The organism is Bradyrhizobium daqingense (genome assembly GCF_021044685.1).
Taxonomy (GTDB): Bacteria; Pseudomonadota; Alphaproteobacteria; order Rhizobiales; family Xanthobacteraceae; genus Bradyrhizobium; species Bradyrhizobium daqingense.
This window is the reverse complement of the sequence record NZ_CP088014.1, coordinates 4,005,352-4,020,518: the sequence shown is the minus strand read 5'-3', so window position 1 is coordinate 4,020,518 and position 15,167 is coordinate 4,005,352. Positions and strand designations below refer to the sequence as shown.

At 65.8% G+C, this 15,167-nt stretch carries 14 protein-coding genes; 1 reads left to right on the top strand and 13 read right to left on the bottom strand.

What is annotated here, in order from left to right; all coding sequences use genetic code 11:
- Positions 1-17 precede the first annotated feature (17 nt).
- From LPJ38_RS19035 to LPJ38_RS19015, 5 genes are all read right to left on the bottom strand, one after another.
- On the bottom strand, positions 18-1,028 hold the full coding sequence (locus LPJ38_RS19035) for an ABC transporter ATP-binding protein (protein WP_145627272.1): 1,011 nt from the start codon (positions 1,026-1,028) through the stop codon (positions 18-20).
- Positions 1,025-2,038, bottom strand: coding sequence for an ABC transporter ATP-binding protein (locus tag LPJ38_RS19030; protein WP_167520177.1), 1,014 nt, complete (start codon positions 2,036-2,038; stop codon positions 1,025-1,027). Before LPJ38_RS19030 ends, LPJ38_RS19035 begins: the two co-directional genes overlap by 4 nt.
- Before the next feature lie 2 nt (positions 2,039-2,040).
- The gene (locus LPJ38_RS19025) at positions 2,041-2,928 is read right to left on the bottom strand and encodes an ABC transporter permease (protein WP_145627279.1); all 888 of its coding nucleotides are present in this window, start codon (positions 2,926-2,928) and stop codon (positions 2,041-2,043) included.
- Positions 2,925-3,875, bottom strand: a complete 951-nt coding sequence (locus LPJ38_RS19020; RefSeq protein ID WP_145627282.1) for an ABC transporter permease — start codon at positions 3,873-3,875, stop codon at positions 2,925-2,927. The genes LPJ38_RS19025 and LPJ38_RS19020 overlap by 4 nt, the downstream gene beginning before the upstream one ends.
- A gap of 85 nt (positions 3,876-3,960) precedes the next feature.
- Positions 3,961-5,382, bottom strand: coding sequence for an amidase (locus tag LPJ38_RS19015; protein WP_167520178.1), 1,422 nt, complete (start codon positions 5,380-5,382; stop codon positions 3,961-3,963).
- A 131-nt stretch (positions 5,383-5,513) separates the two neighbouring features.
- On the opposite strand from LPJ38_RS19015, the gene LPJ38_RS19010 reads away from it, so the two are divergent.
- A complete protein-coding gene (locus LPJ38_RS19010) occupies positions 5,514-6,401 on the top strand; it encodes a LysR family transcriptional regulator (RefSeq protein WP_145627289.1) in 888 nt (295 codons plus the stop codon).
- A 7-nt stretch (positions 6,402-6,408) separates the two neighbouring features.
- Here LPJ38_RS19010 and LPJ38_RS19005 read toward each other — a convergent pair whose 3' ends face one another.
- The 8 genes from LPJ38_RS19005 to LPJ38_RS18970 form a co-directional block, all read right to left on the bottom strand.
- Positions 6,409-7,344: a carbohydrate kinase family protein gene (locus LPJ38_RS19005; RefSeq protein ID WP_145627293.1), complete on the bottom strand. Its 936-nt coding sequence runs from the start codon at positions 7,342-7,344 to the stop codon at positions 6,409-6,411.
- A 4-nt stretch (positions 7,345-7,348) separates the two neighbouring features.
- Positions 7,349-8,992 carry an FGGY-family carbohydrate kinase gene (locus LPJ38_RS19000; protein ID WP_145627297.1) on the bottom strand — a complete coding sequence of 548 codons (1,644 nt, stop codon included), beginning with the start codon at positions 8,990-8,992 and terminating at the stop codon, positions 7,349-7,351.
- Between the two features lie 37 nt (positions 8,993-9,029).
- Complete coding sequence (locus LPJ38_RS18995; protein WP_145627301.1) at positions 9,030-9,803, bottom strand: SDR family NAD(P)-dependent oxidoreductase; 774 nt, start codon at positions 9,801-9,803, stop codon at positions 9,030-9,032.
- Positions 9,804-9,834: 31 nt separating this feature from the next.
- Complete coding sequence (locus LPJ38_RS18990) at positions 9,835-10,842, bottom strand: ABC transporter ATP-binding protein (protein WP_145627305.1); 1,008 nt, start codon at positions 10,840-10,842, stop codon at positions 9,835-9,837.
- Positions 10,843-10,857: 15 nt separating this feature from the next.
- On the bottom strand, positions 10,858-11,688 hold the full coding sequence (locus LPJ38_RS18985; RefSeq protein ID WP_145627307.1) for a carbohydrate ABC transporter permease: 831 nt from the start codon (positions 11,686-11,688) through the stop codon (positions 10,858-10,860).
- 1 nt (position 11,689) lies between these two features.
- Positions 11,690-12,562 (bottom strand): carbohydrate ABC transporter permease, encoded by an 873-nt coding sequence (locus LPJ38_RS18980; protein ID WP_145627310.1) that lies wholly within the window; start codon positions 12,560-12,562, stop codon positions 11,690-11,692.
- A 151-nt stretch (positions 12,563-12,713) separates the two neighbouring features.
- Positions 12,714-14,027 (bottom strand): ABC transporter substrate-binding protein, encoded by a 1,314-nt coding sequence (locus tag LPJ38_RS18975; protein ID WP_145627313.1) that lies wholly within the window; start codon positions 14,025-14,027, stop codon positions 12,714-12,716.
- A 187-nt stretch (positions 14,028-14,214) separates the two neighbouring features.
- Positions 14,215-15,165, bottom strand: a complete 951-nt coding sequence (locus LPJ38_RS18970) for a sugar-binding transcriptional regulator (protein WP_145627316.1) — start codon at positions 15,163-15,165, stop codon at positions 14,215-14,217.
- Positions 15,166-15,167 lie beyond the last annotated feature (2 nt).

The window sequence follows — 15,167 nt, the reverse complement described above, 5'->3', positions numbered from 1 at the left end:
CAATCCTGCCCTGGACACTAACCTTCCATGGCCGCTTGCGGCAACGCCATCACGGCTTCCGACTTGTGGCAGGCGGCAAAGTGCCCCTCGCCCACCTTGCGTAACTCAGGCGGGACCTCGCGGCAATGCTGGTCGGCAAGGGCACAGCGCGAGACATAGGGGCATCCGGTCGTCGCCGCCGCTTGCGAGGTGATCGCCTGGGCCCCGCGCCTGCGCCGGCCGCCGCCGGCGCGCGCCCGCGGCACGGCATCCAGCAGCGCGCGCGTATAGGGATGGGCGCAGCGCTCGAACAGATCCTCCGGCCGCCCCTGCTCGACGATCCGGCCGAGATACATCACCGCGACCTCGTCGCAGAGATAGTCGACGACGGCGAGGTCATGGCTGATCAGGATGTAGCTGAGGCCGAACTGCTCCTGGAGGTCCTGCATCAGGTTCAAAACCTGCGCCTGCACGGAGACGTCCAGTGCGGAGACCGGCTCGTCGGCGACGATCAGCTTGGGCTGGGTGATCAGGGCGCGTGCAATGGCGATGCGCTGGCGCTGGCCGCCGGAGAATTCGTGCGGATACTTCTCCATGTCCGCATCGCGCAACCCCACCTGGCGCAGCACCGCAGCGACGCGGTCGCGGAACTTGGTGCGGTCGGCGCCCTCCAGCACGGTCAGCGGCTCGGCGACGATGCGGGCGATGGTCTGGCGCGGATCGAGCGAGCCGTAGGGATCCTGAAAGACCATCTGGAAATCGCGGCGCGCACGCCGCAGCTCGTCGGCAGATATGCGGTTGAGGTCGCGGCCGAGCAGCGCGACCTGACCCGACGTCGGCCGCTCCAGCGCCATCACGACCCGCGCGAAGGTCGACTTGCCCGAGCCGGACTCGCCGACGACGCCGAGACTCTTGCCGGCCGCCACCTGCACGCTCACGCCATTGAGTGCACGCACCTGCCCCGGCGGCCGGAACAGGCTTTCGCGCGGCAGCGTGTAACGCTGCACCACATCCTTCACGTCGAGAAGCGGCGCTGAAGCAGCGGTCATGCGGTCAGCGCTCCGACGCGTTCGGCCATCGACACATCCGTTCTGATGCAGCGCACGAAGTGGCCGGGGCCGACATCCACAATCGGCGGCAGCGCGGCGCGACACTGGTCGATCACGAGCGGGCATCGATCGGAGAAGGTGCAGCCGGACGGCAGATCGGCCAGCTCCGGCACCGTGCCCGAGATCGTCTTCAGCCGCGTCCCCTTGCGCGCGCCGAGCTTGGGACGGGCGCGGAACAGGCCCTGCGTGTAGGGATGTCCCATGCGGCGGAACACTTCGTCGGTCGGACCGCTTTCGACGACGGTGCCGCCATACATCACCATCATGCGCTGCACGTTTTCGGCGATGACGCCGAGATCGTGCGAGATCAGGATCATCGACATGCCGCGCTCCTCGACGAGATCGGCGATGAGGTCGAGGATCTGGCCCTGGATGGTGACGTCGAGCGCCGTGGTCGGCTCGTCCGCGATCAGCAGGTCCGGTTCGCAGGCGAGCGCCATGGCGATGGTGATGCGCTGGCGCTGGCCGCCGGAAAACTGGTGCGGATAGGCATCGACCCGCCGCGCCGGGTCCGGCAGCCCGACGCGATCGAGCAAGGCGATGGCCTCGCGCCGCGCCTGCGACGCCGAATATTTCTTGTGACGCCGCAGCGGTTCGGCGACTTGGTTGCCGATCGTGTGCATCGGATTGAGCGCGGTCATCGGCTCCTGGAAGATCATGCTGATGCGGTTGCCTCGCAGGCCGCAATAATCAGCATCGGAGAGCCCGACGAGCTCGTCGCCATCCAGCTTGGCGCTGCCGGTGACGACCGCACTGTCCGGCAGCAGGCCCATCAGCGACAAGGCTGTCACCGACTTGCCGCAGCCGGACTCTCCGACGAGACCGAGCGTCTCGCCGCGCGTGAGCGCGAAGCTGACGCCGCGCACGGCCTGCGCCGGCCCGCGGCTGGTGTTGAGACGCACGCCGAGATTGGCGACCTCGATCAACGGCGCAGTTGCGGAATGAGCCATCGTCACCGCTCCCGCGCCAGTCTGGGATCGAGCAGGTCGCGCAATCCGTCACCAAGGAGATTGAGGCCGAGCACGGCGATGGCGATCGCGACACCCGGATAGACCGCGAGCATCGGCGACTGGAACAGCAGCGTCTGCGCATCATTCAGCATCCGGCCCCAGGACGGCTGCGGCGGCTGCGTGCCGAGACCGAGATAGGACAGCGCGGCTTCGGCGAGAATGGCGAGCGCGAACTGGATGGTGACCTGCACGATCAGGATCGACAGGATATTCGGCAGCACGTGCTCGATGGTGATGCGGAATCGCCCCTTCCCCGCCGCGCGCGCAGCCAACACGAATTCGCGCGCCCAAATCGCGTTGGCCGAACCGCGCGCCAGCCGGGTCAAGGTCGGGATCTGGAAGATGCCGATCGCGACGATCGAGGTCACCATGCCCGGTCCAGCCACCGCGGCGAGCATGATCGCTGACAGCACGGCCGGAAAGGCGAAGCTGAAATCGGCGAAGCGCATGATGATCTCTTCGGTCCAGCCGCGCTTGGCTGAGGCGATCAGACCGAGGCAGACGCCGAAAGTGAGACCGATGCTGACGGCGATGATGCCGACCATGATGGTCGAACGCGCGCCGGCGAGCAGCAGCGAGACGATGTCGCGACCGAAGGAATCGGTGCCGAGCCAGTGCGCGGCGGACGGCGGCCGGAGTTTCGAGGCAATGTCAATCTCATAGGGCGACCAGGGCGTCCACACCAACGACAGCAGCGCCGAGCCGAGCACCAGCAGGCTCAGCGTGGCGCCGAGCACGAAGCTGCGATGGCGCAGCGCGCGGCGCCAGAACGTTCGGGCCGGCAGCGGCCGCGTCGCGAGCGACGCGTCGATGGTCATGGGCGCGCTCACAGATCGTGGACCTTGATGCGGGGATCGATGAAGGCATAGAGCACGTCGACGACGAAATTGACGATGACCACCATGGTCGCCAGCAGCATCACGCAGTTGCGCACCACGATCAGGTCGCGGTTGGCGATCGACTGGAAGATCAGGCGGCCGAGGCCCGGCAGGTAGAACACGTTCTCGATCACGATCGTGCCGGCGAGCAGATTGGCGAATTGCAGCCCCATCACCGTCATCACGGGGATCATGGCGTTGCGCAACACATGACGCCACAGCACCTCGCGCTTGCCGAGCCCTTTTGCCCGCGCGGTGCGGACGAAGTCCTCGCGCAGCACCTCCAGCACGGCCGAGCGCGTGACGCGCGCGAGGATGGCGGCCTGCACCACCGCGAGCGAGATCGCCGGCAGCAGCAGCGACTTGACGCCCGGCCAGATGCCGTCTTCCCAGCCGGCAAAGCCGCCCGCCGAGAGCCATTGCAGCCGCACCGAGAACAGCAGCACCAGGAGGATCGCGAACCAGAAGTTCGGCAGCGCGATGCCGACCTGGGTCAGCGACATCACGCCGACATCGCCGAGCTTGTTGTGGTTGGCCGCAGTGTAAATCCCGGCGGAGAGCGCCAGCGTCACCGTGACGGTCATGGCCATGATCGCGAGCGGAACGGTCAGCACCAGCCGCTCCGCGATCAGGCTCGCGACCGGCGTGCCGTAGACATAGGAGTTGCCGAGGTCGCCGGACAGCAGTCCCTTGATCCATTGCAGGTAGCGAACCGCCAGCGGCTGGTCGAGCCCGAGCTTGACGGTGAGCGCGCGGACCGCGTCCGGCGAGGCGTCGGCGCCCATCAGCATCTGCGCGGCGTTGCCGGGCAGCGCATCGAGCACCAGGAAAATGATCAGCGATGCACCGACCAGCGTCGCCAGCAAGGTCAACAGACGTCGGAGGACAAAGACGCTCATGCGTGCTCGGCTTCAGGGCTCACTCGCCGCACGATCAACATGTCTGGACGGCGGAGGCAAGCTCTTTGCAGCATGTCCGTTTCCCTCAAGCCGGCCGGCGGGACAGAAGGTCGCTCGAAGCCTCGAACAGCGCACCGACGCGCAGCAGTTCGGCGTCGCCGCGGAAACGGCCGACGAGCTGGAGCCCGATCGGCAGGCCATCGCGGCCAAAGCCGCAGGGCAGGCTGATCGCGGGATGGCCAGTCATATTGAACGGCATGGTCCAGGGAAACCAATGCGGCCGAACGCTGTCGAAATGCTCGCCGTCGATCTCGATCCGGCCGAACAAATCCTGCTCGATCGGCAGCGCGGTGCGCGTCAGGGTCGGCATCGCCAGCAGGTGCCCGCGCGCAAGCAGCGATTGCACCCGGCGGAACAGCGCGGTGCGCGCGAACATCGCCTCTTGGTAGTCGACGCCGCTGACCTCGGTCGCGAGCGCGAGCTGCTTGAGAAATGCCTCGCTCAGCTCGTCCCTGTGCTCGGCTGCGAGCTTCGCAAACCGCGTACGCCAGACCGTGTGGTTGATGGCGCGCCAGATCGGCTCGATGTCGAAGCCCTCGCCGGAGAATTCCTCGAGCTCGGCGCCGAGCCCTGCCAGAAGGTCGAGGCTCGCCTTGAAGCCGGTTGCGACGTCGGCGGACACCGGACGGCCGGGCGGCGCCAGGCAGTACAGGATCCTCTGCCCGCGCAGATCGCCTCGCGGGGCAGCGGTACCGATGAAGTCGGGCACGGGGACGCCGATCGACCAGGGGTCGCAAGCGTCCTCGCCAGCCATCGCCTGCATCATCAGCGCGGTGTCGGCGACGGTGCGCGTGGTCGGCGTGACATAGGTCTGGTTGCCGAACGCGTCGAGCGCCTGACTGTGCGGGATCACGCCGTTGCTCTGCTTCAAGCCCACCACGCCGTTGCAGGCGGCAGGAATCCGCGTCGAGCCGCCGCCGTCGGTCGCGATCGCGAGCGGCGCGATGCCGCTCGCAACGGCAACCGCCGCACCGCCGCTGGAGCCGCCGGAGGAACGCTCCGCGCTCCACGCATTGCGGGTGCGGCCGAACAAGGGCGAGTCCGTCAGGCACTTGCTGCCAAACTCCGGCGTCGTGGTCTTGCCGATCAGGATCGCACCCTCGCTGCGCAGCCGCGCCACCGCGACGGCATCCTCGTTCGGCACATTGTCCTTGTAGGGAACGGCGCCGAAGGTGGTCTTGACCCCCTTCGTGTTGACGATGTCCTTGACGGTGACGGGGATGCCGTGCAGCAGGCCGAGCGTCTCGCCGGCCATCACCTTGCGCTCGGCTTCGCGCGCCGCCGCGAACGCCTCGTCACCGCACAGCGTGATGAAGCAGTTCAGTTCGGGCTGGAGCGCCTCGGCGCGCGCGAGCACGGCGCGGACGATCTCGACGGGCGAAATCCGCTTTCCGGCGATGAGCCTGCGCAGTTCGGTTGCGGACAAGAGACAGGGATCGCCGCTCATCGTCAAATCACGCTCCGAAGGCGGGCCGCCGTTGGCCCAGGCATTGACAAGCATTGACAGCGAGAATGACAGTTTTGTTAACTCCGTCCAATACGATTTTTGATGCCAACCCATATGCTTTCGGTATGCCAATGGACCTTCGCCGGCTCCGCTATTTCGTCGCCGTCGCCGAGGCGCGCAGCATCGGCAAGGCTGCTGAGCGGCTCCGGATGGCGCAGCCGCCGCTTTCGGTCCAGATCCGTAAGCTCGAAGCGGAAATCGGCGCGCCGCTCTTCCTCCGCGGAACTCGCGGCATCGATCTGACGGAGGCGGGTCAGGCGTTGTTGGCGCGCGCGAGCGAAGCGCTCGCCCTTGCAGCCGACGGCGCCGAAGCCGCGCGCGCGGTTGCTTCGGGGCGGCGAGGACGGCTGTCGGTGGGTTACATGTTCGTGCTGGCGAATGCGATGCTGCCACGGCTCATCCCCGAGCTGCGCCGCGCGGTCCCCGGCGTCGACCTCGGCTTCGCCGAGCTCAGCGCCTCGACGCGCGAGGCTCGCGTGCTCGACCGCAGCGTCACGGTCGCGCTGTGCATGCCGGCAATCAACCATCCCGAGATCCAGGTGGCCCGGATCGGTGCGCAGCCTTTCATGCTGGCGATGCCGATCCGCTCCCCGCTTGCGCGGCTGAGCTCCGTGCCGATGGCCCGGCTGCAGGGGCGTCCGCTGATCGCCCTGCCGCATCCGGACCATGGGCCCGCCTCCTCCGCCGTCGTCCCCTTGTTGCGTCGGCACCAGGTCGTGATGCCGATCGCCAGCCGGGTGGAGACAGTGCATTCGGCGATGAGCCTGGTTCTGGCCGGCGAAGGTCTCGCCATCTTGCCGGCCTGCGCGCAGCTCGGCGCGCCGCGCGGCGTCGTGTTCAGGCCTCTGCGGGACGTCACCGACTCTCTCGATATCGCCGTCTGCTGGCGGCGGGACTCGCAGAGCCCCCTGATCGGGACCTTCCTCAAATGCGCCGAGAAGGCCGCTGCGCGGATGTGAGGTCGCGCTACAAGCTCCAAGTCACCTCGTGACTCCAGGGCGGATCGGCGCCCGGACGAGTGCATGTGAGGCCGGCGCAATTGGCGGCGAAGGACAGCGCACGGCGGAGTTCGTCGGCACTGATGTCCTTCAGGACTTGCCGGGCGATGCGACCCTGCTTGTGCAGGGCGAACAGCAGTGCGGCCTGAAAGCTGTCGCCGGCACCGATCGTGTCGGCTACCTCGACCTTGGGCGAGGCGACCTCGATCTCCCCTGCTCCCGCGTGCCAGGCCATCGCGCCATCGTTGCCGCGGGTGATGACGACGAGGCTCGCGCCCTGCCCGAGCAGCATGGTCGCCCGCTGCTGATACGGCTCGTCGCCGAACAGATAGGAAAAATCGACGTCGGACATCTTGATGAGATCGGCCGTCGCGGCAAACGCGGCCATGCGCGCGAGGTAGGCCGGCTTGTCCTTGACGAGGATCGGGCGACAGTTCGGATCGAAGGAGATCGTCGACGACGCCCTTGCATCCGCGACCAGCGCCGTCGTCTCCGCCGCGCCCCGGTCGTTGACCAGCGTGGTGGAGCCGACATGCAGCGCCTCGATCCCGCCGAGCGGAATTGTTCCGCGCCGATAGGTCCATTCCCGCGTCGCAGTCTCGGCATCGTAGAAAGCATAATGCGATTCGCCCGCAACGATGCGGACGAAGGCGAGCGTGGTCTGATGATCGCCGCGAGTGGCGAGACTGAGGTCGACCTTGGAAGCCGCGGCGTGATCGGCGATCATGCGCCCGAACAGATCGGTCGAGATGCCGCCGACAAAACCGGTCGGCGCGCCCAGCCGCGCCATGCCGATCGCGACGTTGAGGCAGGAACCGCCGACCGCAGGCATCACTGCGTCGCGGCCGTCGGCGTTTCGCGTCGGCACGAAATCGATCAGCGCATCGCCGCTCGTTATCAGCATCCGTTCAACCTCTCGCGCTTTCGCGCATCGCCGCGCGGCTGCCGCGATCGACCTCGCGCAGCAGCTTGTAGACCTCGCGCTTGCGGGCGTGAAAGGCGGCCATGTCGGGCGCGGTCGGCTCGCTCTTCCGTCCCAGCGCCGACATTTTCGCCATAGTCTCGCCGATCGAGGCATAGGCGCCGCCGGCGACCGCGCCCAGCATCGCCGCGCCCAGCAGCACCGGCTCTTTCGTTTGCGGCAGCGCGACGGTCAGGCCGGTCGTGTCGGCCATGATCTGCCGCACCAGCGGGCTTCGGCTGGCGCCGCCACCCATGATCATGATGCTGGAACGCACGCCATGCGCGGCAAAGGCCTCGATCACCTCGGCAAGCCCATAGGCCAGCCCGCACAGGCCAGCGACGAACAGACGTTCCATTGAAGCGATATCAGTGTCGAGATCGAGGCCCGCGATTACCGCGCGCGTGTCGGGATCAGCGTAGGGCGAGCGGTTACCGATGAATTCGGGCATGACGTGGACATCGCGGGCGAGCAGCGCGGCGCGGCTGGCATCGCCTGTGCGCGCGATGATGCGGCGTTCGAGGAAGTCGATGAGGTCGAGGCCCTCCTTGCGCGCTGCCGCGCTGGCCTCGGCATGCCCAGGATGGGATTTGAGCAGATGGTCGATTGCGGCGCCCGCGGCCGACTGGCCGCCCTCATTGAGCCAGAAGTCCGGCACCATGCCGGAATAATAAGGGCCCCAGACGCCCGGCACGAAGCATGGCTGCTTCGTCGTCGCCATGATGCAGGCCGACGTTCCCATGATGTAGGCGAGGCGATCGCAGGCATCCGCCGCGCCACCCGATCCGTCGCGTCCGCCGATCGCACCGATGCCGCCGGCATGCGCGTCGATCAGGGAGGCCCCGACCGGCGTGGCCGGCGACAGGCCGAGGTCGGTCGCGGCCGAGTGGGTGAGGCCCGCGCCGAGCCGCGTGCCGGGGGCGACGATCTCGGTACCGATGCGGGCATATTTTTCGCTCACGAAGTCCGACAGCCCGATGCGCTTGAAGAATGGCGCACTCCAGCTGCCATCATGCGCGAGATAATTCCATTTGCAGGTGACGGTGCAAGTCGAGCGCTGGAGCGAGCCGGTCGCGCGCCAGGTCAGGTAATCCGCCAAATCGAAGAAATGACCGGCAGCGTCGAAACTGGCGCGCAGGTGCCGCTTCAGCCACAACAACTTCGGCATCTCCATCTCGGGCGAGATCGAGCCGCCGACATATCGCAGCACGGGATCCTCGGTCTCGTTGATCAATCGCGCCTCGGCGGTGGCGCGATGGTCCATCCAGACGATGACGTTGCGCTGCGGATCGCCGGAGGCACTGACGGTGACCGACTCGCCGGCCTTGTCGAGCACCACCAGGGAGCAAGTGGCATCGAAGCCGATGCCGGCGACGTTCTCCGGCCCGATGCCGGATTCCGTCATCGCCGCGCGTACCGATATCGCGCAGGCCTCCCAGATGTCCTGGGAGGACTGCTCGACGATGTCGCCGGCCTCGTGCCACGTCCGGATGGGATGCCGCGCCATCGCGAGCAGCGTTCCGGCCTCGTCGAACACCCCCGCCCGCGTGCTCGTGGTCCCTACGTCGACGCCGATATAGGCTCGCGGCATTGTCGCTCCCGGTCGCTTCGTCGATTGTGACGCAAGCCTACCAGCAAGTGTAGCCGCCATCCACCAGCACGATGCTGCCGGTCATCAGGCTCGCGGCCTCCGACGAGAGGAACAGCACGACGGAGGCGATTTCTTCGACCTGCCCCATCCGCGCCATCGGAGTTCCACCGATCCAGGCGTCGTACATCTTGGGATTGCTCTTCACGAAAGCGTTCAGCGGCGTTTCGATATAGGTCGGCGCCACCGCGTTGACGCGGATGCCGCGCGCACCCCATTCGGCCGCGAGCGACTTGGTCAGATGATGCACGCCGGCCTTGGAGGCGTTGTAGAAGCACTGCTCCTGCGGCTTGTTGACGATGAAGCCCGACATCGAGCCGACATTGACGATGGCGCCGCTTCCAGCCTTCAGCATGTGCTTGCCGAACTCGCGGCAGCACCAGAAGGTGCCGTTGAGATTGACGTCGATGACGTTGAGCCAATGCTCGTCGGTGACGGTCTCGGCCGGCGTCTCGCTGCGCGCAATGCCGGCATTGTTGACGAGGATGTCGACCTTGCCGTGACGGGCGACGAGCTCGCCCGCAACCTCCGCCACACGCCTGGTATCGGTGACGTCCATGATCGCGGTCTCGATGTCGTAGCCTTTGGCCTTCAGGCTGGCCTTTGCACTGTCCGCGACCTTGCCGTCACGATCGCCGATGACGACCCTGGCTCCGGCCTCAGCCAGCGCCTCGGCGCAGGCGAGCCCGATGCCCTGCCCGCCGCCGGTGATGAACGCGGTCTTGCCATCAAGCTTGAATTTTTCCAGATACATGGCCGTCTTTCCGTTGTCTTGCCGTTTCTTGTCAGCCCCGAAGCGCGTTGCCGCTTTCGTCGAAGCGATGGATGCGCGCAGGGTCCGGTGCCAGCGACACGCGGTCGCCGGCATGCAGGCTCAATTCGCCGATGTAGCGCGCCGTCAGCATGCCGAGCGCTCCGGCATCGACGTAAAGGAAGGTATCGCTGCCGAGATGCTCGGCCACCGCGATGGTGCCCTGCCAGCCCCCGCCGCCGTCGCGCTCGATCTTGAGATGCTCCGGACGGACGCCGATCGTCGCGGCTCCCTTCTGCAAGGCGGGCTCGCCAGTGACGAAGTTCATCTTGGGTGAGCCGATGAAGCCGGCGACGAAGAGATTGGCGGGCCTCTCGTAGAGTTCCAAGGGAGAGCCATACTGCTCGATCTTGCCGCCATTGAGCACGACGATCTTGTCGGCCATGGTCATGGCCTCGACCTGGTCGTGGGTGACGTAGATCGCGGTGGTGCCGAGCTGCTTCTGCAGCCGCGTCACCTCGATGCGCATCTGCACGCGCAGCGCCGCGTCGAGGTTGGAGAGCGGCTCGTCGAACAGGAACGCCTTCGGCTCGCGCACGATGGCGCGCCCGATCGCGACCCGCTGGCGCTGGCCGCCGGAAAGCTCGCGCGGCTTACGATCGAGATAGGGCGTGAGGTTGAGCGCCGCGGCGGCCGCTTCCACCTTGCGGTTGATCTCGTCCTTGGCTAGGCCCGCCATCTTCAGGCCGAAGCCGATATTGCCGCGCACGCTCATGTGTGGATACAGCGCGTAAGACTGGAACACCATCGAGAGCCCGCGCTTGGCCGGCGGCGTGTCGACGACGTTCTTGCCGTCGATCAGGATATTGCCGCCCGAGACGTCTTCGAGCCCAGCGATTAGCCGCAGCAGCGTGGTCTTGCCGCAGCCGGAGGGTCCGACGAACACCACGAAGGAGCCGTCGGCGATGTCGAGGTCGGCGCCCTTGATGATGTGCACGGGACCGAAGGATTTCTGTACGCCCTGAAGTGTGATCTGACCCATGATCCGGCAGCCCCTCTACTTCACTGCGCCAAAGGTGAGCCCGCGCACGAGCTGCTTCTGGCTGAACCAACCGAGGACGAGAATGGGCGCGATCGCCATCGTCGAAGCCGCCGACAGCTTGGCCCAGAACAGCCCCTCCGGGCTCGAATAGGACGCGATGAACGTTGTGAGCGGCGCGGCGTTCGAGGTCGACAGGTTGAGCGTCCAGAACGCCTCGTTCCAAGCCAGGATCAGATTGAGCAGCAGCGTGGACGCAAGTCCTGGGATCGCCATCGGCGTCAGGACATAGACGAGTTCGCGACCGATGGTGGCGCCGTCCATGCGCGCGGCCTCCAGGATGTCGCGCGGGATTTCCTTGAAGTAAGTGAAGAGCATCCAGATCACGATCGGCAAATTCCCGAGGCACAGGATGAAGACGAGGCCGATGCGGGAATCGAGCAGGCCGAAAGACTTGTAGATCAGATAGATCGGCACCAGCACGCCTACCGGCGGCATCATCTTGGTCGAGAGCATCCAGAGCAGGATGTCCTTGGTGCGCTTGGTCGGCGAGAACGCCATCGACCAGGCCGCGGGAATGGCGATCAAGAGCGCAATCAGCGTCGAGCCGCCGGCGATGATGATCGAGTTCATCGCGTGGTGCAGATAGTCGCTGCGCTCCTGCACCGTCGCATAGTTCTCCGTGGTCCAGTGGAAGAACAGGAAAGATGGCGGTATCGCGAATGCCTCGAGCTCGGTCTTGAAGCTCGCCAGCACCATCCAGAGGATCGGGAAGAAGATCAGGAAGCCGAAGAACCAAGCCCCGATCGTCGAGACCACCACCCGCTGCGTCGTCGCCATCCGTGCCATGTCAGGCCTCCAAATTGCGGCCGACGATGCGGACCAGGAAGAAGGCAACGATATTGGCGATCACCACAGCAACGAGGCCGCCTGCGGAGGCGCTGCCGACGTCGAACTGGATCAGTGCCTGCGCATAGATCAGGAAGGCGATGTTGGTGGTCTGCAGGCCCGGTCCTCCGCCGGTGGTGACGAAGATCTCCGCGAACACCGTGAGCAGGAAGATGGTCTCGATCAGGATCACCACGGTGATGGGGCGCGCAAGGTGCGGGAGCGTGATGTAGATAAAGGTCGAAACCGCGCTGGCGCCATCCATCTCGGCAGCTTCCTTCTGTTCCTCGTCGAGCGATTGCAGCGCTGTGAGCAGGATCAAGGTTGCGAACGGCAGCCATTGCCAGGTCACGATCAGGATGACCGCGAGCAGCGGCACGTCGTTGAACCAATCGATCGGCGTCAGGCCGAACAGCGAGGCAAGCCAGGCGAACAGGCCGGAGACCGGATGCATCAGCAGGTTCTTCCAGACCAGCGCGCTCACCGTCGGCATCACGAAGAATGGCGCGATCACCATCAGCCGCACGAAATTGCGTCCGATCACGGGCTGGTCCATCAGAAGCGCCAAGGGAATGCCGAGCAGGATAGTGAGCGCCAAGACCGAGCCGACCAGCACCAAGGTGTTCTGAAGCGAAGCGAGGAAGGCGGGATCGGTGAGGAAGTAGCGGAAGTTCTCCAGGCCGACGAAGGATTCCGAGCCGGGATCGAGCAGGCTGTAATGCAGGGTCGAGAAATAGATCGTCAGCGCGAGCGGGACGATCATCCAGATGAAGAGCAGCCCGACAGCCGGCGTCAGGAGTGAGCGCGCAAGAATCTGCGTCTGCCGGGTTGCCATCCCTGACTTCTCCTTCAGAGCGTTTTCGAGCGAAGTGCAGACCGGTTCGCGGGAAGAAAACGCGTCAATATGAAACCTTGGGAAGAAAGCGGCCATCCCATCCGGAATGGCGGATGGCCGCGAGTCTGACCTCAGGAGGAAGAGCCCGGGTTCACTTGATGTAGCCAGCGCGCTTCATCTCGCGCTCGGTCGCCGATTGCGCGGCCGTGAGGGCGGCATCGACCGTCATCGATCCCGCGAGCGCAGCCGAGAATTGCTGGCCCACCTGGGTGCCGATGCCCTGGAATTCGGGAATGGCGGCGTATTGCACGCCGACATAAGGCACCGGTTTCACCGTGGGCTTGTTCGGATCGGCGGCATCGATCGAGGCCAGCGTCAGCTTCGCAAAGGGAGCGACCTTCAGATAGTCCTCATTGTTGTAGAGCGAGGTCCGCGTGCCCGGCGGCACGTTGGCCCAGCCCTCCTTCGACGCCACGAGCTTGGTGTAGTCCTTGCTCGTCGCCCAGGCGATGAACTTCTCGGCCGCCTCGGTCTTCTTCGAGCCGGCGGGAATCGCGAGATTCCAGGCCCACAGCCAGTTGGCGTTCTTGCCGAGCCCCGTGTTGGGCGCGAGCGCGAAGCCGACCTTGTCGGCCACCTTCGACTCCTTCGGGTTGGTGACGAAGGACGCTGCGACCGTGGCATCGATCCACATCGCGCATTTGCCGGCATTGAACAGCGCCAGATTCTCGTTGAAGCCGTTGGAACTCGCGCCGGGAGGACCGGCGTCCTTCATGAGATTGACGTAGGTCGTCAGCGTCGCCTTCCATTCCGGCGTGTTGAACTGCGGCTGCCACTTCTCGTCGAACCAGCGCGCACCGTAGGAATTGGCCATGGCCGACAGGAACGCCATGTTCTCGCCCCAGCCCGCCTTGCCGCGCAGGCAAATGCCGTAGGTGCCGGCGCTCTTGTCGGTGAGCTTCTTGGCCGCGTCGATCACGAAGTCCCAGGCCGGCTTTTCCGGCATCTTGAGGCCGGCCTTCTCGAACAGATCGGTGCGGTACATCACCATCGAACTTTCGCCGTAGAAGGGCGCCGCGTAGAGCTTGCCGTCGGTGGAGACCGCATCCTTGATCTTCGGCAGGAGGTCGGCGACATCGTAATCGGCGCCGAGATTGGCAAGCGGCACCAGCCAGCCCTTCTTGGCCCAGATCGGCACCTCGTAGGTGCCGATGGTGAGTACGTCGAACTGGCCGCCCTTGGTGGCGATATCGGTGGTGACGCGCTGGCGCAGCACGTTCTCCTCCAGCGTCACCCACTTCACGGTGATGTCGGGATTCTTCTTGGTGAATTCGCTCGTGAGCCCCTGCATGCGGATCATGTCGCCATTGTTGACGGTGGCGATGGTCAGGGTCGTTTCGGCCGTCGCGGGGATGGCCAGCAAAAGTGCGGACGCGCCACAGACGGCGCCGAGGACGTGCTTCACGGTGACCTCCCTAAAGTCGCGTCTTTGAGCATATGCCCACGCGTTGAGCGTATGTTCAACATTGGGACGACGCTTGTCAAGCAGGCGCGTGGGCGTTTCGGCAACTTATGAGTGCTGCGGTGCGGGAGTGGTACGAGATCCTGCGAAGCGGGAGAGGGAGCGCAGCGCCATTGCCGCCGACTTGCGCCTATCGCTCCAAAATCGCCCGCGCCGTCGTCTCGTCGGTGATCAGGCCATTGATTAGGCCCCCGCGCAGCGCCGCCGCGATTGCGGCAACCTTCGCAGCCCCGACCGCAGCGCCGATCGTGATCGTCTTGGCCGGGACTTCCGGCGGGATGCTGGTCAGGCGCTTGTTGGTACCGGCCTTGAGCAGGCGGCCCTCGGAATCATAGGCCCAGCCGGTGATCTCGCCGATTGCGCCCAGTCGCATCATCTCGAACAATTCGTCCCGGGTGACGAAGCCGTCGACATGGACCTGCGCCTTCTGGTCCATCTGGCCGATGCCGACGAGACGCAAGTCCGCCTTGGCCGCGACCGCCTTCACCTTGGCGATCGGCTCGATGCGGACCATCTTGTTGCGCTCGTCCTCCGACGACATCAGGAACGGCAGCGGCATCGGATAATGCCGGGCGCCGGTGCGATCGGCGAGCCGGCCGACGGTGTCGTAGAAGCTCGCAGAACCGTCGGCGGAGATGTTGCCGACCAGCGAGACGATCTGGTGATTGGGCCGGTCGATCGGGGTGACGCGCTCGACCGCGGCGCGCACCGCGCGGCCCGTGCCGAGCGCGACGATGACGGGCGTCTCCGAGCGCAGCGTGGAATCGAGCAAATTGGCGCATCGTTCGGCAATGCCTGCGGTGGCCTGCGGGGCCGCAGGGTCGGCCGGCACCACCTCGCAATGGACGAGATCGAAGCGCTCCTTCAGGCGTGCGGCCAGCTCCATGCAGGCCGCGATGGGATGCTCGAGCCGAAACGTGATCAGCCGCTCGGCGAGGCAGAGCGACACCAGCCGCTGCGCCGAGGCGCGCGAGACCTGAAGCATCCTTGCAATCTCGTCCTGGGTATGGCCGGCAATGAAATAAAGCCAACCCGCACGTGCGGCGTCGTCGAGCCTTGATTTCTCGTTCTCGGCGGCCATGC